Genomic DNA, 25,212 nt, shown 5'->3' with positions numbered 1-25,212 from the left:
ATGAAAAGTGTTTTTTTAACGGCTTGGTTAGTTGCCGCGCTGGCTTTAAGAGGCTTTGGTCAGCAGGCTAACATCACAAATAATTACCATAGCGATAACCATATCAAGCGCTTAAATATTGAGCGTAGTATGGTGTTTACTCCCGGCGATAGCTGGTTGTATTCGCACCACCAGTCGGTGGTCAGGTTCAAAGGGAAGCTTATCGCCTTGTGGTCCAACGGAATCAAGGATGAAGATTCTCCCGGGCAGCGGGTAGTATACGCCGTATCTAAAGATTTTAAGCACTGGAGCCCGCCCGCCGTATTGGCCGATCCAGCTAAGTATAACGATACCCTTAATGTACTTACCGCGGCCGGGCTGTACCAGTATAACGGCACACTGGTGGCTTACTACGGCGAATACACCAAGCATCGCACCCAAACTAAACTATGGGCTAAAACATCAACCGATGGCGAACATTGGAGTGCGCCAATTGATCTGCACATCCCGGTTATATCCAACCACGGGCCTCAAAAGTTAAAGAGCGGTAGGCTGCTCATTTGCGGTAACTTCACTTTTCCTTATACCGATGACCCTTCGGGGATAAGCGGCTGGAAGATGAGCAGCTTTTATCCGCAGGAATTGTATACCGAAGACAACCCTTCGACCTTTTACGCCCCTGCCGAAAAAAGCGGTTATCCGCCCTTGTGCGAGGGCGCTTTCTATCAATCGGCAAATGGTGTAATACATACACTGCTGCGGGTAACCGGCAAGGGCTGGAAAGGCCGCCTTTGGCTAACCGAAAGTAAAACTAACGGGCAAAGCTGGTCGGCACCAACCGAAACCACGTTTACTGATAACGACAGCAAATTCCACTTCGGGCACCTGCCCGATGGCCGCACGTATTACGTGGGTATCCCCGATACCCTGCACCATTATGATCGTAACCCGCTGGTGCTAAGCATCGCCAATGATGAAAAAACATTCAATCACAATTATATCGTTAGCGATGAGTTATATCATCTGAAAAAAGAAGGCTTATGGAAAGGCGGGCAATATGGCTATCCTTTCAGTGTAATTGACGGCGCTTATATGTATATCATCATATCGCGCCAAAAAGAATCGGTAGAGTTATTACGTTTTAAAATTGATCAGCTTAAATAATAAGCTTCCAAAAAATATTAAATGAAAAAGTTCTGTTTATTGCTGCTTGCCGCCTGTACTTCGGCAAGTGTGTACAGCCAGGTAGCAACCGGGCTTGCCAAATATGTTGATCCGTTTATTGGTACGGGTTTTCACGGGCATGTGTTTATGGGCGCTAATGTGCCTTTCGGCGCGGTTCAGTTAGGGCCTGCCAACCTTTCCGAAGGGTGGGACTGGTGTTCGGGCTACCATATATCCGATTCAACTATTATCGGCTTCGGCCATACCCACCTAAGCGGCACCGGTATCGGCGACCTGGGCGATATCGTATTGATGCCTACCACCGGCGACATCAAGGTGTACAAAGGCAGCCTTAATAATATGGATGGTGGCTACGTATCCAAGTTCAGCCATAAAGATGAAACCGCGTTCCCGGGGTATTATGCCGTAAAATTGCAGCGGTATAATATAGGCGTTAAGCTTACCGCCACTAAAAGGGTTGGCTTTCATGAATATACCTTTCCTAAAACAGATCAGGCACACATCGTGATCGATCTGCAACAAGGGATAGGCTGGGACGCACCTACCGAAACATCGGTACAACAGGTAAACGATACCACCATTACAGGCTATCGTTATTCAAAAGGATGGGCAAAAGATCAGCGTATTTATTTCACCATGATACTATCAAAACCGGTAAAAAACTTCACCGTTTATGATAGTACCGCCCGCGATGGCAAAACGGTTACCGGTAATAAAGTAAAAGGGGTGGCTACTTTTGCCACTGCCGATAACGAAAAAATATATGTTAAGGTAGGTATATCGCCGGTAAGCATAGCCAATGCCATGCTCAATATCAAAACCGAACTACCCGGCTGGGATTTTAACAAGACAGTTACCGCCGCCAATGCCGATTGGAATAAAGAGTTTAGTAAGGTAGCTGTAAAAACTACCGACGATGTTAAAAAGAAAGTGTTTTATACCGCCATGTACCATACCATGATAGCGCCATCTGTTTTTAACGATGTTAACGGCGAATACTGGGGAACAGATAAGGTGGTACACAAAAATGCAGGTTTTACCAACCTTACTACCTTTTCGTTATGGGACACTTACCGGGCGGCCAACCCTTTGTTTACCGTGTTGCAGCCCCAGCGCGTAAACGATATGATCAGTACCATGCTGGCCATCTATCAGCAACAGGGTAAATTACCGGTATGGCATTTAATGGCTAACGAAACCGATTGTATGGTGGGTTACAGTGCCGTACCTATTGTGGTTGATGCCTTTTTAAAAGGCTACAAAGGTTTTGATGCCAAATTAGCCTACGAGGCAGTTAAGGCTACCGCGATGAAAGAGGAGCGTGGCATCAATTACGTAAAAAACTTAGGTTTTATACCTGCCGATAGCACTGCCGAATCGGTATCGATGGGTTTGGAATATGCCATTGACGACTGGTGCATTGCGCAAATGGCCAAAAAGCTGGGCAACGTGGCCGATTATAACTACTTCCTGAAAAGAGGGAACAACTATAAAAATTACTTTGATACAAAAACAGGTTTCATGCGTGCCCGCTTGTCAAAAACAGCATTTCGCGAGCCGTTCGATCCTTTCCAGTCGCGCCATATCCACGGCGATTTTACCGAGGGTAACTCGTGGCAATACACCTGGCTGGTACCGCAGGATGTGGAAGGGCTGATAAAATTATTGGGCGGCGATAAAGCATTTGTAACCAAGCTTGACCAGTTTTTTGTCGCCAAGGGCGATATGGGTCCGGAAGCATCAAACGATATTTCGGGTTTGATAGGGCAGTACGCGCATGGTAACGAACCGAGCCACCACATTACCTATATGTACGCCTACGCAGGGCAGCCATGGAAAACCGCCGAAAAGGTACGCGGCATAGTTAAAGATTTTTATACCGATAAAACAGATGGCATAATAGGTAACGAGGATGTTGGGCAGATGTCGGCATGGTATGTATTTTCATCGCTGGGTTTTTACCCGGTAAATCCGGCCAACGGCAATTATGTTTTTGGCAGTCCGCTGTTTGATGAGGCCACAATTAGCCTGGCAGGCAATAAAAAATTCACGCTGATTGCCCGCAATAACAGCGAGCAAAATAAGTATATTCAAAGCGTAAAATATAACGGCAAACCCTACACAAAAAGCTATATATCACATGCCGACCTGATAAAAGGCGGCACCTTAGTTTTTGAAATGGGGCCGAAACCAAGTTTAACATGGGGCGTAAAACCTGCCGACAGGCCTTACTCCGCACCTAAATTTTAATAATAGATTTAAGATGTTTGCACCATCTGCATTGCCCGGGGCAGCCAAACCGGTTTATTATACGTTGCGTGTAGCGGTAGCCATGTGCTTTATAGGGCATGGCGCCTTTGGTATAATTACCAAGGCTGTATGGTGTAATTACTTTGCCGTTTTTGGTATTGATGCCGTTACAGCCTATAAACTGATGCCCCTTGTTGGTACTGTAGATATTTTGATGGGCATCAGCATGCTGGTGTACCCTACAAGGGCCATTGCTTTGTGGCTGGTAATATGGGGGCTGTTCACAGCCTCTTTACGCCCCGCATCAGGCGAGCCCTTTGCCGAAATGATTGAGCGCGCGGGCAATTACGGTGCGCCGCTCGCTCTATTGCTTCTGTGCGGTATGCAGGCGAAATTTAAAACATGGTTTACTTTCATTCAACCACCCGGTAATGTTGCTTTTAATATTAAAAGCACGGTGGGTATCTGCCTGCGGGTTGCGGCGTTCTTGCTATTGTCAGGCCACGGCTGGTTAAACCTGCTGCATAAAAAGACATTGATAGGGCAATATACCGGCCTGGGTTTTCAGCAGGCTAACACGGTAGCTACAGTAGCAGGTATTACCGAAATTGTTGCGGCCATATTGATATTGATTCGCCCATCGCGCGGTTTACTTTTCGCTTTCCTGATCTGGAAGATTGGTACAGAACTTTTATATCCTAACCACCTGCTTTTTGAGTGGGTTGAACGCGGCGGAAGTTATGGAACACTGCTTGCACTGTGGTTTATTTGCGCGCCGGCTATTACGGCACAAAATAAAGCAGGGCAAGCAGTGTTAAAGCCTGTCGGCTGATCAAATTACGATCAGCCCGGTATTAATGTTTTAACCAGCTTGATGGCACATCGGCAGGTGCCGAGCCATCTTTACTGTATTTCAATTTCAGCGCGAAACCGCCTCCGCCTTCAATAAAATCAAGCGCTATGGGTTGCAGGCCTTGTTTCAGGGCAACCTGTCCGTCCTTTTCAATAGCCGAGTGCATGCCCTCGTTATCTACCACGGTGCGGCCTGCAATTTTTAATATGCCGCCGTCATCGCAGGTAAGGTAAAAAGTATATATCCCTGTTGACGGCACATCCAGGTACCCGCTATATTTCAGCCCGAAACTCGGCGCGGTAGCTTCGGCAGGTACAATAACACTGTTTACTACATATTGGGCCGCAGGCGTGCCGGTTATTAACGAACTCTTCTTGAAAAATGCGGGGTAATAACTACAGTTTAAACCCGCTGCTACATTGTTGGCGGTAGCAGGTTCGGCAAGTGTTTGCTTGTCGTAATTAAGCTCATAAACATCGCTGCGTATGCCCGATGGGGTAATGCCCAGCAAGCGGATGTGTTGCGTACGGTTGATGTTTAAAGGCGCTGTTAACTGGGTAGATTTTTGATTGGGCAGGCTGCCGTCGAGGGTGTAATACAATTTCAGGCCGGGCAAAGGCTTTTTAACATCAAGCGTAGTTGATTCGGTAAACACATTATTTTGTACCAGTCCCGGAAAGTCGGGCACGCGGAAATTAACCTTCAATGCCTCTAAAAGCGAATAGTGTTTATCCAGCCGTGCAAGGTAGCTATCGTAATCCTGGGTGTTCGTCCACAAGCGTTCGGCCAGCGCGGTAATGCGCGGGAAGATCATATAGTCGGCACGGTTCTCGGTAGGTATGCGTTCGCTCCATGTATTAGCCTGCGCGCCTATAATGTTTTGAGCTTCCTGCGCGTTCAACTGGCTTGGCACCGGGTTAAAGTGATACACATTATAGATGGAATTTTGATCGGGCTCGTTATCAAAATAAAGCGGGTTCCCGGGTGTCATGATCACCTTATTACCGTTTTTTGCCGCTTTTATAGGCGCGTTCGGCACCCAGCTGCGCCAGTACATTACCATAGCGGTAGGGCTTATGCCATCTTCCAATATCTCATCCCAGCCTATCAATTTTTTGCCATGCTTGTTAAAGTATTTCTCCATGCGGTTAATGAAATAGCTTTGCAGTTCGGCCGTAGTTTTAATGCCCTCTTTAGCCATCAGCGCCTTGCAGGTTTCAGATTCGCCCCAGCTGGTACGGTCAACTTCATCACCGCCAATATGAATGTATTTACTTGGGAACAGCGCGAAGATCTCATCGAATACATTTTGCGCGAACTCAAAGGTGCTTTCGTTACAAGGGCAGATGGGGGTTGTAAAAAGCTCGCCCCATTTGCTGCCTCCGGCGCACGATAAAAACGGGTAGTTATTAATAGCCGCCATCATGTGCCCCGGCATATCAATTTCGGGGATAATATCGATATGACGTTTTGCAGCGTAGGCAATCACATCCTTCATCTGGGCCTGCGTGTAAAAGCCGCCGTAAAGCTTTTTACCGTTCTTCACTATAATATGCTGCGGATCGATAGCGAAATCGGGGTTGTTCTTTGATTTTTCGATACAGACCGAATCCTGGTTATTAAAAGTTCGCCATGCGCCCAATTGAGTAAGCTTAGGATATTTCTTTATCTCGATGCGCCAACCCTGATCGTCGGTTAAGTGCAGGTGCAGCTTGTTGAATTTATAAAGCGCCAGCAGATCAAGGTAACGTTTAAGGTAGGCTATTGAAAAGAAATGCCGCGACACATCAAGGTGCATCCCTCGCCATTCGTAAGCAGGCTTATCGCTTATTTTTACCACCGGTAAACTGAACGAAGCAACCGGCGCCGAGCCAAAAGGCATCAGCTGGCGCAGGGTTTCAATCCCCCGGAAAATACCTGTTCCGTCTTTAGCTGCAATAACAATGGCTTGCCGGGTAATGGTTAAGCTGTATGCCTCCGGGTTGGTAATGGCCGCGTCAGTAACCAACTTAATGGTATTTGTAGTACTTGCCGAAGTTACCTTTAAGCTTTTGTCTGTTTTTTGCAGTATCAAGTTATTCAGTAAAGCGGCTTCATTTGCAAACTTGCCTGCGGTGAGGCTGATAGTTGTACTGCCGCTGACCTTGAATGAGCCTGTACCGGTTTGTACCTCCTGCGGGTAGGGGATCAGCGGAAGTTTGGCATCCGGTTGCTGTGCATGCAAATCGGCAGACCATGAGGTTAAAAACATTAGTACTAATAGCGCAAAAGCGGGTTTCCATCGGTATGGTATCATGTAATATTATTTTCGTTTTAAACGGATGTTGAATTATGAGGTACATGTTAATAACACTTTTTGTGGTTTAATTGCCTACAGCCATCTCAAATAAATTTACTTCATCCGCTAAAAGCAGATAGATGGTCACCTTAATATAGGTCGTCTGTTGTTTTTTACAATGATGTAGGCAATTATTGCATTTATATTGTCCTGCTATTAAACCGTTGGCATTTGCCGCGGTAAACGCATTATATATAGGTTAAGCAACCCTCATGGTTAAATTCTTTATGAAATTACGATCTTCCTTTTTATTTATCTTGTTTGTTTTATTGTTAGGCGCTGATGCGGTTAAAGCGCAGCAAAAGCCCTACTTGAACCCCGCGCTGCCTATTGATACACGTGTAAACGACCTCATATCGAGGTTAACGCTTGCCGAGAAAGCCTCATTGCTGGGCTACCGCAGCGCGGCGGTACCAAGGCTTAACATACCGGCTTATAACTGGTGGAACGAAGGCTTGCATGGTGTGGCGCGTGCCGGGCAGGCAACGGTATTTCCGCAGGCTATAGCTATGGCCGCCACGTTTAATGATGGTTTGCTGAAGGAAGTAGCCAACGTAATATCAACCGAGGCACGTGCGAAATATAACCTCGCGCTGGCAAAAGATCAGCATATTCAATATATGGGCTTAACGTTCTGGTCGCCCAATATCAATATATTTCGCGACCCACGCTGGGGCCGCGGACAGGAAACTTATGGCGAAGACCCATACTTAACCTCATTAATGGGTACCGCCTATGTACAGGGCTTGCAGGGGAACGATCCTAAACATCTTAAAGCCGCCGCCGCTGCCAAGCATTTTGTAGCGCATAGCGGGCCCGAAGCTACACGTGATTCGTTTGATGCTTTGGTTGATGAGAAAGACCTGCGCGAAACCTACCTGTATTCGTTTAAAAAACTGGTTGATGCCGGTGTTGAATCGGTAATGAGCGCTTATAATCGGGTAAATGGAGTGCCCATTTCAGTAAGCAAAATCTTGCTTACCGATGTATTGCGTAAAGAATGGGGTTTTAAGGGCCATGTGGTAACAGATTGCGGCGCTTTGGATGATGTGTATCTAACCCATAAAACACTCCCTAACAAAGTAGAGGTAGCCGCCGCGGCTATTAAAGCGGGTGTGAACCTCGATTGTTCTTCCATTTTTCAATCGGACATAGAGAACGCTATTAAACAGAAGAAACTAACGGAAAAGGAAGTAAATACCGCTTTGGCTACCTTGCTGAAAACCCAATTTAAACTCGGCTTTTTTGATGATCCTAAGGCCTCGCCGTTTTACAGCTACGGGGCAGATAGTATCCATAATGATAGCCATGTGAACCTGGCGCGTAAGGTAGCGAGCCAAAGTATGGTGTTGTTAAAGAATGATAATAGTTTACTACCACTTAAAAAATCCGATTATTCAAGTATAATGGTATTGGGCCCAAATTCAGCTTCGCTGGATGCCCTGGTGGCGAGCTATCATGGGGTGAGCAGTAAAATGGTGAATTTTGTGGAGGGTATCACAGCCGCCGTTGGCCCGGCAACAAGAGTTGAATATGATTTAGGCGCGGGCAATAAAGATACCACGCACTTCGGCGGTATATGGGGCGCGGGCAATGCCGATGTTACCATTGCTGTTGTGGGGCTTACCCCGGTACTGGAAGGTGAAGCGGGCGACGCTTTCCTCGCGGAAAATGGCGGCGACAAGAAAAATCTAAGCATACCCGCGCAGGATATCGCCTTTTTAAAGGCACTGCGCAAAGGAGTTAAGAAGCCGATAATAGCGGTTGTAACCGCAGGAAGCGATGTGGATATTGCTGCCATTGAACCCTATGCCGATGCTATTATACTGGCCTGGTATCCGGGCGAGCAGGGCGGCAATGCTTTGGCCGATATTGTTTTCGGCGATGTTTCGCCATCAGGTCACCTGCCTGTTACGTTCTACAAATCAATTAACGACCTGCCCGACTATAACAGCTACAGCATGAAGAACCGAACCTACCGTTATTTTGGCGGAGAAGTACAGTATCCGTTCGGCTTCGGCTTAAGTTATACCACATTTAAATACGATTGGGGCACTCAACCTGCAAAAACTTATACAGCTAAAGATACCATTACCATACAGGCAACAATAAGTAACACAGGCAACATAAATGCCGACGAGGTGGTACAGGCTTACGTTAAATACCCTTCAATTGACAGGATGCCCTTAAAGGAACTAAAAGGCTTTAAGCGAGTAACCGTTAACAAAAACGGACAACAGGCAGTTGAGTTTAAAATACCCGTGCAGGCACTACAAAAGTGGGACTTGAAAACGCATCGCTTCAAAGTATATCCGGGCAATTATAAATTGTTTTTAGGCAGCAATGCCAATGATGAAAAGCTAACCGCCGAGTTTGCAGTGAAGTAGTATATGTACGCTCGTTGACGATAGACTAATGTGCTAATTTTTGAGGTATTATGGTTTTATATGCCTGCCTGTTTGTACTTTTATTCATATGATTTCCAAAGGCGAACTAAAAAACATATTCTTCAAAAAGGAGCATGCCGATCTTAACCGGTATCCTTTTTCGTTGCCCTTCTTCAGAATCAACAGCGGGATCAAAATAAGCCCGGCTGTAACCTTTTTTGTGGGCGAGAATGGTACCGGAAAATCAACCCTGTTGGAGGCTATTGCGGTGGCATCGGGTTTTAACCCGGAGGGTGGTTCTGTTAATTTTAGCTTTGGTACCAGGCCTTCGCATTCTGTTTTGCACGAATATATTACCACATCGCGGGGTACACAACGGCATAGCGACGGTTACTTTTTAAGGAGCGAAAGCTTTTTTAACGTGGCCACAGAAATTGAGAATATGGATGCCGAGCCGCTGGGAGGAGGCAAGATCATTGATTCGTACGGCGGTCGTTCACTGCACGAGCAATCGCATGGCGAATCTTTCTGGAGTTTGTTCATACACCGTTTTGGCGGTAACGGATTTTATATACTCGATGAGCCCGAGGCGGCCCTTTCGCCATCGCGGCAAATGGCTATGCTCATTAAAATGCACGAACTGATAGCCACCGGTTCGCAGTTTATCATAGCCACACATTCGCCAATTTTGCTGGCTTATCCCAATGCCCTCATCTACGAGTTTAGCGAATTTGGTATGGAGCCCCGCCGGTACGAGCAAACCCAGCTGTTTCAATCGTATAATGATTTTTTTAGGAATCCTGCTTATGTGGTTAGGGAATTGTTGAGATAGGCAACTACGTGCCAAGAGCTAAGATTGTTGTTGCTTCTTTATCTTTGAAACGCTGCTGTTCTTCAGTAGGCTTACTTGCTTCCGCATGTCTTCTAAAGAAGTTTTGGGCTGTTTTGAGCTGCCTGCCTCCGCCAGTTTGTTCATCTCGGAGAATGATATCCTGTAATTCATTTTTTTACTGATCTTCATTTAAGCAATAATTAAGTATACAAGTTCTAAACATGTTATCAAAGATATCAGCTTGGTGTCATAGTTGCTGTCTCATCAAAAGTGATATTTACGAGAGCTTCAATCCCTTTTCCAATTTTTTAACATCCCTTCTTAAACCTTATTTCATAACAACAGTCATACCCATACATTTACCAATTATACTTGTACCTAAATACTCTTCCTGCATAAAAACAACTTGTTTTAGCGTTGCGTTAGGTAAAGAATAGCTGATAAACTGTAAACCTGTAAATCACATCTATTATGAAGAACTTAAGCTTATGCCTGCTGCTTGTGTTGCTGATACAATCAAAGCTGTCTTTCGGGCAAAATGACAAATCACCCGCGCTGCGCCATCTCATTAGCGTGGTAGAGCGTTATCAAAAACGTTTAACTCCCGAAAAGGTATACATCCATACCGATAAGGCAACTTATTTTATTGGCGATACCATATGGTTTAAAGCCTACACGCTCGATAAACGCGACCTATCGGCATCAGACAAAAGCCAGCTACTGTATGTAGAGCTTAACGACGACAGCCTGGTAAACGTAAAACGTGTGAGCATTCCACTGAGTTATGGCATTGGCTGGGCGCAGATCCCGCTGTCGGTAAAGCAGTTTCATGAAGGTACTTACACCCTGCGCGCCTACACCAACTGGATGCAGAACCTCAGTGAAGATCGCTTTTTTAAACAACGCATATACATAGGCAAACCCACTGCCGAAACCTGGCAGATACAAGCCAATACCCAATTGGTAGATAAAGCGCCATTAACGGAGGTGCAGGTAAAAATGAATATTGCCAGGCTCAATAAGCAGCCTGTTACCTCGCAAAGTGTACAAGCCATTGTGATGGAAAAAGATAAGGTATTAATACGTAAGGATCTGAAAACAACACCCAATGGCGAACTTGATCTTGCTTTCGATTTAAAGGATAAGGAACGCAGCGAAAACCTGCGCCTGTATATAGTAAACACCCAAAAAGGCGAACGCGGCCAAACGCAGTCGGTACCGCTGTTGTTTAACCGGCCGCAAAATATCGATCTGCAATTCTTTCCCGAAGGTGGTAACTGGGTTGCCGGTATCAGTTCAACGGTTGGTTTTAAGGCCATAAATGAGGATGGGCGCAGTGCCAATGTCAGCGGCGGTATCTACGATAGTCAAAATAAAAAGGTGAGCGATTTTAAAACTACCCACAATGGTATGGGTACAGTAGAAATGGCCCCTGTCGCGGGCGAAACATACACTGCCCGTATAGATGCGCCGAACGGTAATGGTGTAGTTTACCAGCTGCCAAAAGTAAATGCCGAGGGTACGGTAATTCATTTTGAGAACCGCGAAAAAGATGACAGCCTTACGGTTAAGTTTGCCTTTTCACCCGGCTTAAAAGGTAGGGATAAGTATAGCCTGGTAGGCGAGGCGCGTGATTTTGTAAGTTACTCAGGTATGGTTGAGCCCAAGGATGGCGCTTACAGCATACCTAAAAAAATATTCCCGAGTGGTATTGTGCACTTTACTCTTTTTAAAGATACCATCCCGGTAAGCGAAAGAATTGTGTTTATTGATCATAAAGATCAGTTTAAGTTGAACGTAACGGCAGATAAGCCTGTTTACGCTACTAAAGACAGCGTGGTACTCAACCTCGCGGTGAACGACAGCAAGGGGAAGCCGGTTAAAGAGGGCAGTTTCTCGCTCAGCGTAACTGATGATTCAAAGGTACGTGCCGATACCGCGGGCAATAGCAATATAGCGACAACGCTGCTCCTAACGTCCGATTTGAAAGGGTATGTGGAAGACCCCGCTTATTACTTTAACCCCGGCAATGCCGACCGCCTGAAAGCGCTCGATAACCTGATGCTTACCCAGGGATGGATAGGTTTAAGCTGGAAAGACGTATTCAAAACAACAAAACCTAAATTCAGGGCCGAAGAGCAATTTGTAATTACAGGTAAGGTGATCAGCGCGTTCAAAAAACCGGTAGAAGGTGCCCAGGTGCTGGTATCGTCAAAAAAACCGGTATTTATAAAGCAAACGCTTACCGATAAAAAAGGAGTGTACACTTTTAAAGATCTGCCCCTGTTGGATACTTCTTCATTTTTGATAGTGGCCAGCACGCCTAAAGGTAAAATGATGCGTTATGGCGAGCTTACGGTTGACAGGTTTGAACCGGCCCCAATACCCGAAGAGCTGTTAACACCTATGCAACCATGGTTTGTAAATACAGATAGCATTACACAACGGGCTGTTAACGCCACCATAGAGAAATTGGGTGATGAAATGCCGAAAAACTCGGGCCAGATACTTAAAGGAGTTACCATTACCGGCAGAAAAGTTATTCCTCATTCTGATAATATCAACGGAGCCGGAAATGCCGATATCGTGTTCGATGAAAAGGACATAAAAGAGGCCGGGGTGATTGATCTGTATGAGTTTTTACAACAGCAGCTACCCGGTTTTAGGGTAGTAATGAAAGATGGTTTCCCGGCCATCATGTTTGATAAATATTATATGGGGATCAAAATAGATAACATTCCGCTATCGCTAAATGTGGATGGCCCTGTACCCACGGTGGCAAGTGTTATAGCGGCGATGAAAGAGCATGCAGTTGATTCTTATATTGGGGTAGAGGTGATGACGAGTCGCAAATTTACACGCATCGGTCCATCAGGTACTTCAATTGGTATTGCATCTTACAGTCCCGATGCGCAAAAAGTAGCGATGGCTGCTAATTCTGTTAAGCCATGGGGTTATAATCGGGAAGAAGGCCGCGACGATTACGTTTTCTGGCGCCTTGGCCGCGCTATAGGGCGCGATCTTGACGCGGGAATTATAGAAATAACCACGCGCTTTAAAACCGGGCAATACCGGTATGATTACGGTCCGCTTAACCGGGTTAAATATCGCCCGATATACACGCTTTACGCCCGCGACTTTTACAGCCCTAAATACACCGTAAAAGACAAACCTACAGAACCCGACCTGCGTACCACCATTTACTGGTCGCCCGATATTGTAACCGACGATAAAGGCCGGGCAAGGGTAGTATTTTACACAGGCGACAAAGCCGGTAAATACTCCGTTATACTGCAAGGTGCCGACTTGCAGGGAGGCATCGGCTCGCAGTACATGAAATTGAATGTAGAGTAAATAAAGTATTTAGCGTAATACAGCATGGACGTTGCCTTCGGCCCGTGCTGTACGCTCATACGCGCACAAGGCATTAAGCACATGGCCGGTATCCGCTACCATCACTAACGCGGGAAATTAGAACAATCCGTTAAAATGATAGTTCAAGATCGTTCCGCCTTTTAATATTACGGTAATACACCCTGCTGTTAGAAGGAAAAATACAGGCGATACCACTATTATAGTATACAACAATACCTTGTGAAATTTTTTTCCCTTATACTTTTCCGTCAAATAGAATATTCGTTTTCTTTTAATATATACTACATATACCGTAAAATAAATAATTCCCAAAATTGAAAGGCATATTATAATAAGACCAATTTTATTGTAATGGAATTGGTTGTTAAAATATAGTTTGTTTAATACCTCACTTATTGGTAAGTAAATATTAAATAGTAATAAACAATAAATAAAACTGATATATGCTGTAATTGTGCTTTCCGGAGAACTTTCTGTCCTTCTGTATTCTTCAAAAAGCTTTGCAAAAAAGAAGTTCATAATTTAATGTCATTTTATACCCAATAAACGTTTCCAAAAAGGTGCTTTCCTACTTGACTTATTTATTAGGCTATCAAAATATACTTTGGAGTTTTTCCTTTGTTGTGCCGTTAGAGTATACATCAGGGCCGATCTTTTATCAAGGTCTATTCGTTCTTCAGGCTCTGCTATTGGGTCGGGTTTTTGAAACAAGTTCTTTATAACGCTGTATTCATCTCTTATATGTTCCTCATCAGGCCATGAGAAATTATCAAGAACAGATACCAAAATAGCCTGATTTGCATAAAAATATTGAGATACAGGTACCCATCCGATTAGCCAATTATCAGTTATTTCATGATGCAATTTAAACAAGTTTAATTCATTAAGTTGTTTACCTGTCGCAATCCAGGTATCCCACGGCGGTGCATCACCAATATCCATAAAGTAAGCACTCTCTATTTCCGGAGCTCCGTCAACTACCGTGTCAGACGCGTTATACAACATTATTCTGCCGTAGTTAACAAGTTCCTCTAAAGGTATAAGCGCTACGCCGGTATCTTTCAGCAGTTTGCTTCGCTTGCTATTAAGTTGATCTAAGGTAAACTCTTTTTCATTATCCGGAATATGATAGTAATAATGTTGGGGTGCAAGCTCGGCCGTACGAAAGAGGTTATCATCAAAGTTGTTATTTACTTTTTCTATCCAGGTAGCTGTTTCCTGAATTGTACGGATAATGTCCATTGGGGCAATAAGGCTTTTGTTAGGTACAATATACGCCTTTAGATGCTAACTACATCAACGATTGTTCATCTAATGCATGCCCGATTAATTGTGCTTGGTTTGCCAGTCTTACGAAGTTTTCAAAACTTCGTAAGGCCTTTCATTATAAGAGGTCGGCACAAGATTCGAACTTGCGATTAATTCTTTTGCAGAGAACCCCCTTAAACCACTCGGGCAACCGACCATTTTTAAAACATGGCCATATGCAATAAAGAAATTTCTTTATTGCATATGGCTTGCCCTTCCCGCAATAAAGCAGTTTAAGCATAAGTAAGAAAGCATTGGGCAGCTGAAAAACTGCTGCCTCAACTAAAGGTTTCCCTACATGGATTCGAACCACGATCTTCTGAACCAAAATCAGACGTGCTACCGTTGCACCATAGGGAAATTATGTTAGTAGAAATAAAAGGACTTGAACCTTTAACCGACACCGTATAAGGGTGCTGCTCTAACCATTAAGCTATATTTCCTTTATTATCAGTAGGGTAACCCGGACTCGAACCGGGAGCCTCCACATCCCAAATGTGGTAATCTAACCAATTGATATACTACCCTGAAAATGCCCCTAAAACAAAAAATCCCCTTAGAATTATCTAAGAGGATTCGCGTATTATATAATATTTTATTCAATACATAGCTATCCCCTCCGATAAATCGGTTGCGGTATGAAGCATTGTATTGTTGTTGTTTTCATGATGCAATGATACACAATTATTTTAATAATCAAGAAATTTCAGTAAAAAAATAAATTTTTTTTAGGTACGAATTAATCCCCAACTTGAAGAGCCGCTCTGTATAGTTCGCGATTGCTTCGTACCTCGCAATGACACATTTTTAAGATCAAAGAGTTACGAAGTTTCAAAAACTTCGTAACTCTTGCCACGTTTACCCTCCTCGTCAGCAAGCAGCTTCGGGCGAAAGCGGGCAGAACTTTGGTGGCCATGAGCGCAAAGGCGGGCATAGGAACTTGTTGCAAGTGGGATGGAGTAGCGCGTCGGGGCAAAAGTTCCAGCCCAAAGTTCTGGTCGCATTGCAGGGTATGGCCTCGTGCGGCAAAGAAGCCTATTGCTGGACAAGCCTTTTGTTACTTTTGCCCTCAAAAGTAACGGGGCCCTGCGCCCAAGAGCAGACTAACGTCAATCACAGCACAAGCACAACCTAAGTAGAGATTGCTTCGTACCTCGCAATGACGATAGTGATAGAAACGAGCTAAATATGATGAGATTGCTCATGACTTACAGCAATAACAAGCTTTTTACTTCTGCCAATAAACCTCCGCTTCCAGCAGCTTCGTTTCAAACTCATACACCGGGTATTTACTTTCTATCAGCTTAATAAGCATTTCAATAGCGATTTGGCCCATCTCAAATGCTCGCTGCCTGATATAGGAGATCCGGGGCGATAGCAGATCTACCACATCCGAGTTGGAAAAACCGATAATAGCGAGTTCATCAGCCCCTTTAATTTGATTAAGCGCCCGTATACAGGCCGTGCTGATGCGGTCGCTGGCTATGAAGAGGGCATCGGGTTTATCGGCTGCTGAAAGTATGCTGTTCACAGCCTGTTCAACTTCCTGTTCATCGCGGCCGCCATTGTAGCAGTGCCTTAGCAGGTTTTCGTTGAACGGGATATCGTTATCGGCTAAGGCGGCTTTGTAACCGTTTAACCTTTCGGTAGTAATAGAGAGCTGCGGGGCATTGGCCAGGTGGGCAATGTTACGATATCCCTTTTTTATGAGCGCTTCGGTAGCGTTATAAGCCGATCTGAAATTATCGGTAGTTACCTTAAAGGTATCGATGTCGCTAAGTATCCGGTCGAAAAATACGATGGGCAGCCCCTGTTCGTGCAGGCGGGTTACGTGAGCGTAATCTACCGTTTGTGCCGACATGGAGATCAGCAAGCCATCCACCGAGCGGTTGGCGAGGTGCTCCATATTGATCACTTCACGCTCGTACGAATCGTGGCTTTGGGTGATGATCACATTATAGCCTCGCTCATAGGCAATGGATTCGATCCCGTTAATGGTTTGCGAAAAAAAGCTGTTGGCCACATCGGCCACCATAATACCAATGGAATAACTGCGCCGCGACCGCAGACTTAGCGCTGCCGGGTTGTAATGGTAGTTTATTTGCCGGGCATATTCCAAAACCTTTTGCTTGGTTTCGGTACCCACCTCATGGCTATCACGCAACGCCCTCGAAACCGTGGACGGCGATACATCCAGTGCCCGGGCAATATCTTTTATGGTAGCAGCTTTGTACATCAATTTATAATTATACAAATAAGCGATAAAGCAGGCTTACCGCCAAATTATCAGTACATTCATTTCGGCAACGATTGCGTAAATTTTTATAGGCCAAAGCCCGTTTTAATGCTTTTTACTCGTTAATATCGCTGCGTTAATAAACCTGGTTAAACTAATATTTGATGATGCCCCGCCAATGGCATCACCATAAAACATACGATAACAAGTGGCCGCCCTTTGTTTAATAAGCGCGATGAGGTAAATTGAACGGCGCATAAACCCGCATGAAAAACATGAAGAAATTTTTGGACGAACACTTTTTACTCGAAACAGATACGGCAAAGCTGCTCTACCACGATTATGCAAAGCATTTGCCAATAATTGATTACCATTGCCACCTGCCGCCCGATGAAATTGCCAACAATGTTAACTACGAAAACATCACCCGTGTTTGGCTCAACGGCGACCATTACAAATGGCGGGCCATGCGTGCCAACGGCGTAAACGAGGCTTATATAACCGGCGCTAAAACCGATGCCGAAAAGTTTACACAATGGGCGGCTACCGTACCTTATACCCTGCGCAACCCGCTTTACCATTGGACACACCTCGAACTGCAACGCTACTTCAATATACACGATATACTATCGCCGGATACGGCCACGCAGGTATACAATACCTGTACCGATCTGCTGCAAACTCAAGAATACAGCACCCGTGGCCTCATTAGTAAAATGAATGTGGAAGTGATATGCACTACGGATGATCCGCTGGATAATTTGGCGTATCATCAGCAGTTAAAAAGCGAAGGTTTGGCCCTGAAGGTATTGCCAGCCTTTCGCCCGGATAAGGCGATGGCTGCCGAAAATACCGAAGCGTTGAATGCCTATATCGATAAGCTGGAAGCAGTCGCGGATGCTACCATCGGTACTTACAACGATTATCTTACCGAGTTAAAAGGAAGGCATGATTACTTCGCGGCCAATGGTTGTTCGGTGTCTGATCATGGGCTGGAGCAAATTTACGCGGCTGATTATGAGGATAGCGAGATAAGCTTCATCTTCAATAAAATACGAAATAAAGAAACCTTATCGGCAACAGATGTGCTGAAGTTTAAATCGGCTATGTTGTTTGAGTTTGCCCTTTGGGATCATGAAAAGGGCTGGGTACAGCAATATCACATCGGCGCATTACGCAACAACAATACCCGTGCTTTCAGCAATTTAGGGCCCGATACGGGCTGGGATTCCATTGGTGATTTTAGCCAGGCCGCTGCCTTATCGAAATTTCTGAACCGTTTGGATACCGAAGACAGGCTCGCCAAAACTATTATTTACAACCTTAACCCTGCCGATAACGAAGTGATAGCCGCCATGACAGGCAATTTTAACGATGGCTCGGTAGCGGGGAAAGTACAGTTCGGTTCGGCCTGGTGGTTTTTAGATCAAAAGGACGGGATGACGCGTCAGCTTAACGCCCTCTCCAACATGGGGCTGCTAAGCCGTATGGTAGGTATGCTGACAGATTCGCGCAGTTTCCTGTCGTTCCCGAGGCATGAGTATTTCAGGCGGCTGCTTTGCAACCTTTTCGGTAACGATATTGAGAACGGCGAATTACCCAACGATACCCCATGGGTAGGCAAAATAATACAGGATATCAGCTATAACAACGCGGTAAACTACTTCAAATTTTAAGTTTACAGCTATGCAAACGAGGGCCAAAATATGAACAAAGCATCGGGTAATTACAGGTGGACCATTTGCGCCCTCATGTTTGCGGCCACCACCATTAATTATATGGACAGGCAGGTGATCGCCCTGCTGAAACCTTACCTCACTACTGACTTGCACTGGGACTCGGGCGATTATGCCAACATCGAGATCGCCTTTAAAATAACCTACGCCATAGGGATGATAGGCGCGGGCCGGGTAATTGATAAACTGGGTACCAAGTTGGGGTACGGTATTTTTGCCGGGTTATGGAGTTTGGCAGCGGTGCTGCACGCTTTTGTAAGCAGTACCCTTGGCTTCAGCTTCGCGAGGGCATTTTTAGGTATTACCGAAGCGGGCAACTTCCCGGCAGCCATAAAAACCACGGCCGAATGGTTCCCGAAAAAAGAGCGGGCGCTGGCTACGGGTATCTTTAATTCGGGCTCAAACGTGGGGGCTATTATTGCGCCGCTAAGCGTACCCTTTATTGCCGAAAAATATAGCTGGCAAACCGCGTTTTTGCTCACTGGCGCTATCGGTTTTGTGTGGCTCATATTTTGGTTCATGATCTATCAGCCACCATCACAACATAAAAAATTATCGGCAGGCGAGTTTGATTACATCCATAGTGATAAAGACGAAGCTGCCGAAAGCGCCAATGATGGTCCGCCGTTTACCTGGCGGCAACTGCTCAAATACAAACAAACCTGGGCCTTTGTGGCAGGCAAGTTCCTTACCGACCCAATTTGGTGGTTTTACCTGTTTTGGCTGCCCGATTTTTTGAACAAGCAATATGGCCTTACTTCGGTACAGGTGGCATTCCCGATAGCGCTGGTTTACATCATGTCGAGCGTGGGGAGTGTTGGCGGGGGATGGTTGCCCTTTTACCTCATCCGTAAGGAACGATCTGTGTTTTGGGCACGCAAAACATCTATGCTGATATACGCTTTGCTGGTATTGCCTATTGTTTTCGCGCAGTATTTAGGCGCTATCAATATGTGGCTGGCCATTATAACAGTGGGCTTTGCCGCCGCCGCACACCAGGCCTGGAGTGCCAATATTTTTACTACCGTGTCAGATATGTTCCCGAAAAGGGCAGTGGCAACCGTTACCGGCATTGGCGGTATGGCTGGTGGCATCGGCGGCATCTTGCTCTCGCTGCTGGTGCAAAAACGCATGTTTGTGTACTACGAAAAACTGAACCAGTTGCCAAAGGCATATTTCATCATGTTTTTAATATGCGGACTCGCCTACATCAGCGCTTGGGCAATCATGTTCAGCCTCATCAAATCGAAAAAAGAAATTACTGCCCCTTAATGGTGGTTTAAGAAGATATTATTAAAATGAATACCCTGTCAAAAACAACCTTGTCCGTTATCGATCCTCAAATACCGGTTGAGCAAATATTTAACCTGCCCGAGCGTGTTTTACAGTTCGGCACAGGTGTACTGCTTCGCGGACTGCCCGCTTATTACATTGATAAGGCTAACCGTGCAGGCATTTTTAACGGGCGTATCGTGGTGGTAAAATCAACTGCTACTGGTTCAACAGATGATTTTGCTAAACAGGATAACCTGTATACCCTGCACATCAAGGGCATTGAAAACGGCGAGGCTGTAAATAAAAGTGTTATCTGTTCGGCAATCAGCAGGGTACTTACGGCGCAGCAACAATGGGCAGATCTACTCGATGTGGCTGCTTCACCCGATTTGAAACTCATCATTTCAAACACTACTGAAGTGGGGATCCAACTGGTTAAGGAGGATGTGTTAAGTGATGTACCTACATCGTTCCCCGGCAAGTTGTTGGCAGTGCTGAATCACCGGTATCAAACTTTAGGTGGAAAGGAAGACACGGGATTGATCATCATCCCAACGGAATTGATTGTTGATAACGGCAAAATATTAAAGGACATAGTAATTGAACTGGCGAGGTATAATAATTTAAGCGATGCCTTTATACAATGGCTGCAAACGGCTAACCGTTTCTGCAATTCGCTGGTGGATAGAATAGTTCCGGGCAAACCGGATGCTATTTTACAGGAAGCACTCACACAAGAACAAGGCTATATCGATCACCTCAATATTATTGCCGAACCTTACAGTCTTTGGGCTATTGAGGGTGATGCCGAATTGGAAGAAGTCTTATCTTTTCAACTTGTTGATGAAGGTGTTATCATTACCCCGGATATTGAACTGTACCGCGAACTAAAACTGAGATTGCTGAACGGTACCCATACCCTGTGCTGCGCTGTAGCGATATTATCTGGCTTTAAAACGGTAAGCGAAGCTATACAGAATGATGCCTTTGCGCATTACATCACCAACTTAGTGTTTACTGAAATTATCCCTGCCATTCCATACCCCATCAGCCGGGAACAGGCGGAGACTTTCGCCAATAAAGTGCTCGATAGGTTCCGCAACCCTTACCTCAACCACCAATGGCAAAGTATTGCCATGCAGTACTCCTTAAAGCTGAAGGCGCGTGTAGTACCCCTGCTTTCAAACTATTACAAAATACATAATGCCGTACCACTTGATATGACCCTGGGTTTTGCCGCTTTTATACGCTTTGCGAATACTGTAAAAACTGACGATAATACTTATATCAGCACCATAAATGGTATCGATTATTTGCTTGCAGATGCTAACGCGGATGTGCTGCATGCTGCCTGGTCTGCTGGAGGAAACACCCTTACCGTAGTTGAGCGGATATTGAGTAACGAAGCATTATGGGGAGCTGATCTTACCGCTGTTAAAGGCTTTGCAACCGAGGTTGCCCGTAATGTAGAGCGCGTATTCAAAGCGGTGATATACTAAGCCCGTCGGCCAAATAATTGTGCACTTCGTGATTCTTGCTTTGTGTACTTTGTGGTAAAACTAAACCACAAAGGGCACGAAGCTTTGCACGAAGATCACTAAGGTGTATTCTTGTTAAAAAAAATATTTTTAGAAAGTTTCTATTTCTTTTCTCGCTTAATTCTAAAGCTGCCATTCGCCTAAAAATAGCGTTTAGAGTATGTATTTGCTATAAACGAAAATTTTAACTGGTGCGTATTTGTTGTTTTGATCGTGGTATAGCCCGTGGTGAAGCCGTTCGACCCAAACAAAAAACGATTTAGTTGCGTTCAAGTACCTGTAAACCAAATTGTAACCTCTTTAGCCTGATTTGCCTATGAATAAATAGAACGGTATGCCTATGCCCGTTAATTTATCAATCCAACCAATCAAAAAAACCAACATTTAACTTACATGAGAACAATTTTTAATTTTAAACATGCTGCCATAACAATGGGAAGCGCAGCCATGCTATTCGTTGCTGCCTGTAAAAAAGAGGCCGTACCAAACCCGGCCAAAACCGCAGGTACACCCAAATCAACCACTTTACGTGCCGATGCCATTGGTGCCAGCGGCCCCAAAGGCGTTTGCTATGTGGAGGTTAACAATGCCGATATACGCAACGTTGGGTATTACAAACTCACCACCGGTCAGCAGCTTTTTGATATCGCTATCATATTTGCCGCTAATATTAACTACAACACCTCTACCCAAACTGCCGAACTGTATTTTAACACCAACGTTAACAATGTTTTGGCCAACCGGAATACCTACGTGCAACCGCTGCAAAGCAGGGGCATAAAGGTGCTGTTATCTATACTGGGTAACCACCAGGGCGCGGGCATCTGTAATTTCCCGAGCCAGGCGGCGGCGCAGGCCTTTGCCCAGCAGTTGGCCAACGCGGTTAACACTTACGGCCTCGATGGTATCGACTTTGACGATGAGTATGCCGATTATGGTAATAATGGTACAGGTCAGCCAAATTCAAGTTCGTTTGTTTATCTGGTAACCGCGCTGCGCAGTTTGCTGCCCAATAAGATCATCTCTTTTTATAATTATGGCCCGGCATCGTCAAGGTTATCATTTAACGGGGTAACTGTTGGCTCAAAGATCAATTACAGCTGGAACGCTATTTACGGCACGTATTCGGTACCAAATGTGCCGGGTTTATCGGCTGCTAATTTAGGTCCGGCGGCTATTGATATACAGGCTACCAGCAGCTCAACCGCAGCATCATTGGCCACACAAACGGTTAATAATAATTACGGCATCTACTTGTATTATAACCTGCCAAATTCTGATGTGCATACTTACTTGTCGAGCGTATCAGCCCAATTATACGGCAGCGGTAAAAACACGGTATATGATACCAGCACGGCTATTACGGGTGTAACCTTTTTTGCCGATGTAAATTACGCGGGTGCCGGAATGGGGGCTTTGCCGAAGGGTAATTATACCTTATCGCAATTACAGGCCTACGGCTTTGTGAACGACTGGGCATCATCGGTAAAAATACCAACCGGGTGGACAGTAACCATGTATGCCGACGATAATTTTACCGGTACATCGTGGACGCTTACCTCAAGCAATTCCAACTTTGTGGGTTTATCTCCAAACGCCAATGACCTGGTATCGTCGGTAAAAATTCAATAATTATTTAAACGGGTATAGGCTGCCTTGTTGCAATGCCCCGGGAAATATTTCCGGGGCATTGCTTGTTTATGGGCGCTGTTTTGGTAATGGATTTATGGTTTAGTGGCTTCATTATCAGTTTATTTGTCTTGTTTTTTCTATTCAGAAAAACGGTTTAGTAGTGTTTAAACGCAAAATATTTAAGGAAAAATTGGTTCCATGTGCCGAAGTTTTGGGATTGATGCGCCTCCCGCAGCGCTATACCTTTGACATATCAAATCAAAAGGATTGAAAACACACAATGGACAACAAAGAACATTATTCTACACTAAAAGGCAAGTTGCTGCAACTCTATCAGCAGGTATACGAAATCTGCTATATCATCTACAGCAAATAACAAACAATGATCAAAATTTCTACAACATATAAATTATACTAAAATGAAAAGTTCAATTAAATTAAGTGTAGTAACACTTGCATTATTAACCATAGCAACTTTAACTACTAAAGCACAGGATACTACTCCATCATCAAAATCAACTACTACAGGTTCAGGCATCCGCTTAAGCGTAGGCCCGGAAGTAGGTGTGCCGGTTGGTAGTTTCCACGATGCATACAACTGGAACCTGGGCGGATCTATCCAAGCTGATTTCCCTATCGTGAGCGAGAAATTATATGTAACCGTTAACGCCGGTTATAACAACTTCTTCGCTAAAGATAACGGTGGCGTTACCGCTTCAGATTTACAATTGATACCTGTTAAAGCCGGTTTAAAATACTACCCGGTAAGTAACTTCTATGTACAAGGCGAAGCAGGCGCGGCTTTCCTTACCAATAAAGATAAAGTAGGCGCCGATAAATCAGCCAGCTTTGTATATGCGCCGCAAGTAGGTTATGTATTTAAATTAAGCAGCAACAACTACATTGATGCCGGTGTACGTTTTGAAAGCAATACCAAATTTACTGATAACGGCAGCAGCAGCAACTTCTTTGGCTTGCGTGTTGCTTACGCCTTCGGCTTATAATCAATCTTTTATTTAGTGTGTTAGAATAGTGATTTGAGGTTGACGATTGCCTGTCTCCATAATGGGGGCAGGCTTTTTTGCTGTATATGACTTTTGCCTGATGATCCTGACAATTCACAAACTTTAATATGAGATTGCGCTAACTTTTATCTTGAACAGGATGCCTTTTTTTGCACACGTCAACCAAGCAATTATACAATGGCATCACCTGCAAATATATTAGATACTACCGCCACCGGTTTACAAGCACACCTTTCTGACAGCGATATCGCCTTAAGGCACGATGCCTTTACCCAGCAAAACTTTACCATATTACAGCACGACGGCAGCGCTACCGACGAGATACCCAACCGACCCGATCACTATGCTATGGTGCTCAATTTACGCGGCAGTGTTACCCGTACCGTAGGGCATTTCCGTTTTAAGGCCGATACCCATTCCATACACATGGTTACCCCGCAATCGCTGAACGCGTATCACGATGCTACTGACGATCTGCAATTATATATCGTACTGTTTAAAAAGGATTTTTTGGAGGATGGCCTCATCAGGGATGGCATGCTGGATAACCTGCTCGATGTAAACCCCGAACACCCGCCGATGTGTTCGTTATCGGGGATCAATCTTACCAATATCCATTCGCTGTTTAAAAAGCTCGATCATGAATATAACAGTAACCAGGCTTACCATGGCCAAATGCTGCGTTTGCTGCTGATTGAGTTATTGTACGAGGCCAATCGCTCGGGCAATTGTCCCGAAAAAAAGGTGAGCCACCCAAACCGTCAGCAACAGTTGGTGAACCGCTTTAAAAAGCTGATAGACGAGCATTTCATGACCCTCCGCACCGTACAGGAATACGCCGATCTATTATTTGTTACCGCCAAGCACTTAAGCGAGGTAATCAAGCACGAAACCGGTTTAACGCCGCTGCACCTTATTCATAACAGAGTCTATAAAGAAGCAACCTATTGGTTATGCGCGTCGGAATTGAGCGTGAAGCAAGTGGCTGATAAACTGAACTTCGATACCAGTTCGCACTTCAGCAGGTTCTTTAAACATTACTCGGGCCATAACCCTACCGATTTTCAACGGATACAGTGCGCGATATTGTAAGGGGGAGTAGTGTAGAGCTATTCTCTGCTTTTTATTAAACTATCGTCATTGCTGTAAAGGTCAAGTAATTCGGTAACAGAATTAGCTTTATGTTATAAAGCTAAACGTTATGCGAAACATTAACAATGATCTTACATTAAAGCGGAATTATCTTAGCAAATATCGATTCCT

Annotated in this window: 16 protein-coding genes, 4 tRNA genes and 1 pseudogene; 13 read left to right on the top strand and 8 right to left on the bottom strand. The window is 44.9% G+C overall.

Annotated features, from left to right (window positions below; genetic code table 11):
- The 3 genes from ABD894_RS18085 to ABD894_RS18075 are packed head-to-tail and all read left to right on the top strand — an operon-like array spanning position 1 to position 4,246.
- Positions 1 to 1,143, top strand: a complete 1,143-nt coding sequence (locus ABD894_RS18085; protein ID WP_345212477.1) for an exo-alpha-sialidase — start codon at positions 1 to 3, stop codon at positions 1,141 to 1,143.
- A gap of 21 nt (positions 1,144 to 1,164) precedes the next feature.
- Positions 1,165 to 3,414, top strand: a complete 2,250-nt coding sequence (locus ABD894_RS18080) for a GH92 family glycosyl hydrolase (protein ID WP_345212476.1) — start codon at positions 1,165 to 1,167, stop codon at positions 3,412 to 3,414.
- 13 nt (positions 3,415 to 3,427) lie between these two features.
- On the top strand, positions 3,428 to 4,246 hold the full coding sequence (locus tag ABD894_RS18075; protein WP_345212475.1) for a hypothetical protein: 819 nt from the start codon (positions 3,428 to 3,430) through the stop codon (positions 4,244 to 4,246).
- A 22-nt stretch (positions 4,247 to 4,268) separates the two neighbouring features.
- Here ABD894_RS18075 and ABD894_RS18070 read toward each other — a convergent pair whose 3' ends face one another.
- Positions 4,269 to 6,563: a family 20 glycosylhydrolase gene (locus ABD894_RS18070; RefSeq protein WP_345212474.1), complete on the bottom strand. Its 2,295-nt coding sequence runs from the start codon at positions 6,561 to 6,563 to the stop codon at positions 4,269 to 4,271.
- Between the two features lie 269 nt (positions 6,564 to 6,832).
- On the opposite strand from ABD894_RS18070, the gene ABD894_RS18065 reads away from it, so the two are divergent.
- From ABD894_RS18065 to ABD894_RS28240, 3 genes and pseudogenes are all read left to right on the top strand, one after another.
- Positions 6,833 to 8,992, top strand: coding sequence for a glycoside hydrolase family 3 N-terminal domain-containing protein (locus ABD894_RS18065; RefSeq protein WP_345212473.1), 2,160 nt, complete (start codon positions 6,833 to 6,835; stop codon positions 8,990 to 8,992).
- A 172-nt stretch (positions 8,993 to 9,164) separates the two neighbouring features.
- A pseudogene (locus ABD894_RS28245) lies at positions 9,165 to 9,350 on the top strand (AAA family ATPase); the annotation flags it as partial.
- 84 nt (positions 9,351 to 9,434) lie between these two features.
- Positions 9,435 to 9,824 (top strand): AAA family ATPase, encoded by a 390-nt coding sequence (locus ABD894_RS28240; protein WP_486348229.1) that lies wholly within the window; start codon positions 9,435 to 9,437, stop codon positions 9,822 to 9,824.
- 18 nt (positions 9,825 to 9,842) lie between these two features.
- Here ABD894_RS28240 and ABD894_RS18055 read toward each other — a convergent pair whose 3' ends face one another.
- On the bottom strand, positions 9,843 to 10,013 hold the full coding sequence (locus ABD894_RS18055) for a hypothetical protein (RefSeq protein ID WP_345212471.1): 171 nt from the start codon (positions 10,011 to 10,013) through the stop codon (positions 9,843 to 9,845).
- A gap of 282 nt (positions 10,014 to 10,295) precedes the next feature.
- Between ABD894_RS18055 and ABD894_RS18050 the strand changes: the two genes are divergently transcribed.
- On the top strand, positions 10,296 to 13,178 hold the full coding sequence (locus ABD894_RS18050) for a carboxypeptidase-like regulatory domain-containing protein (RefSeq protein ID WP_345212470.1): 2,883 nt from the start codon (positions 10,296 to 10,298) through the stop codon (positions 13,176 to 13,178).
- A gap of 549 nt (positions 13,179 to 13,727) precedes the next feature.
- Here the strand turns inward: ABD894_RS18050 and ABD894_RS18045 are convergent.
- The 6 genes from ABD894_RS18045 to ABD894_RS18020 form a co-directional block, all read right to left on the bottom strand.
- Complete coding sequence (locus ABD894_RS18045) at positions 13,728 to 14,441, bottom strand: hypothetical protein (RefSeq protein ID WP_345212469.1); 714 nt, start codon at positions 14,439 to 14,441, stop codon at positions 13,728 to 13,730.
- Positions 14,442 to 14,590: 149 nt separating this feature from the next.
- Positions 14,591 to 14,664: transfer RNA gene (locus ABD894_RS18040), tRNA-Cys, on the bottom strand.
- Between the two features lie 132 nt (positions 14,665 to 14,796).
- Positions 14,797 to 14,867 (bottom strand) — tRNA-Gln (locus ABD894_RS18035).
- A gap of 10 nt (positions 14,868 to 14,877) precedes the next feature.
- Positions 14,878 to 14,950: transfer RNA gene (locus ABD894_RS18030), tRNA-Ile, on the bottom strand.
- 11 nt (positions 14,951 to 14,961) lie between these two features.
- A tRNA-Pro gene (locus ABD894_RS18025) sits at positions 14,962 to 15,035 on the bottom strand.
- Positions 15,036 to 15,735: 700 nt separating this feature from the next.
- A complete protein-coding gene (locus ABD894_RS18020) occupies positions 15,736 to 16,743 on the bottom strand; it encodes a LacI family DNA-binding transcriptional regulator (protein ID WP_345212468.1) in 1,008 nt (335 codons plus the stop codon).
- 275 nt (positions 16,744 to 17,018) lie between these two features.
- Between ABD894_RS18020 and uxaC the strand changes: the two genes are divergently transcribed.
- The 6 genes from uxaC (at position 17,019) to ABD894_RS17990 (ending at position 25,041) form a co-directional block, all read left to right on the top strand.
- A complete protein-coding gene (gene uxaC / locus ABD894_RS18015) occupies positions 17,019 to 18,419 on the top strand; it encodes a glucuronate isomerase (RefSeq protein WP_345212467.1) in 1,401 nt (466 codons plus the stop codon).
- Positions 18,420 to 18,449: 30 nt separating this feature from the next.
- Positions 18,450 to 19,751: an MFS transporter gene (locus ABD894_RS18010; RefSeq protein ID WP_345212466.1), complete on the top strand. Its 1,302-nt coding sequence runs from the start codon at positions 18,450 to 18,452 to the stop codon at positions 19,749 to 19,751.
- Between the two features lie 26 nt (positions 19,752 to 19,777).
- On the top strand, positions 19,778 to 21,253 hold the full coding sequence (locus ABD894_RS18005; protein WP_345212465.1) for a tagaturonate reductase: 1,476 nt from the start codon (positions 19,778 to 19,780) through the stop codon (positions 21,251 to 21,253).
- 432 nt (positions 21,254 to 21,685) lie between these two features.
- Complete coding sequence (locus tag ABD894_RS18000) at positions 21,686 to 22,924, top strand: endo-beta-N-acetylglucosaminidase H (RefSeq protein ID WP_345212464.1); 1,239 nt, start codon at positions 21,686 to 21,688, stop codon at positions 22,922 to 22,924.
- A 419-nt stretch (positions 22,925 to 23,343) separates the two neighbouring features.
- Entirely contained in the window at positions 23,344 to 23,928 is a 585-nt protein-coding gene (locus tag ABD894_RS17995) for a hypothetical protein (RefSeq protein ID WP_345212463.1), read from the top strand.
- Positions 23,929 to 24,126: 198 nt separating this feature from the next.
- Entirely contained in the window at positions 24,127 to 25,041 is a 915-nt protein-coding gene (locus ABD894_RS17990; RefSeq protein WP_345212462.1) for a helix-turn-helix domain-containing protein, read from the top strand.
- Positions 25,042 to 25,212: the final 171 nt, after the last annotated feature.

Source organism: Mucilaginibacter gynuensis, from assembly GCF_039541195.1.
Taxonomy (GTDB): domain Bacteria; phylum Bacteroidota; class Bacteroidia; order Sphingobacteriales; family Sphingobacteriaceae; genus Mucilaginibacter; species Mucilaginibacter gynuensis.
Note: the sequence above shows the minus strand (reverse complement) of the source record. Positions and strands in the feature narration are given on the sequence as shown.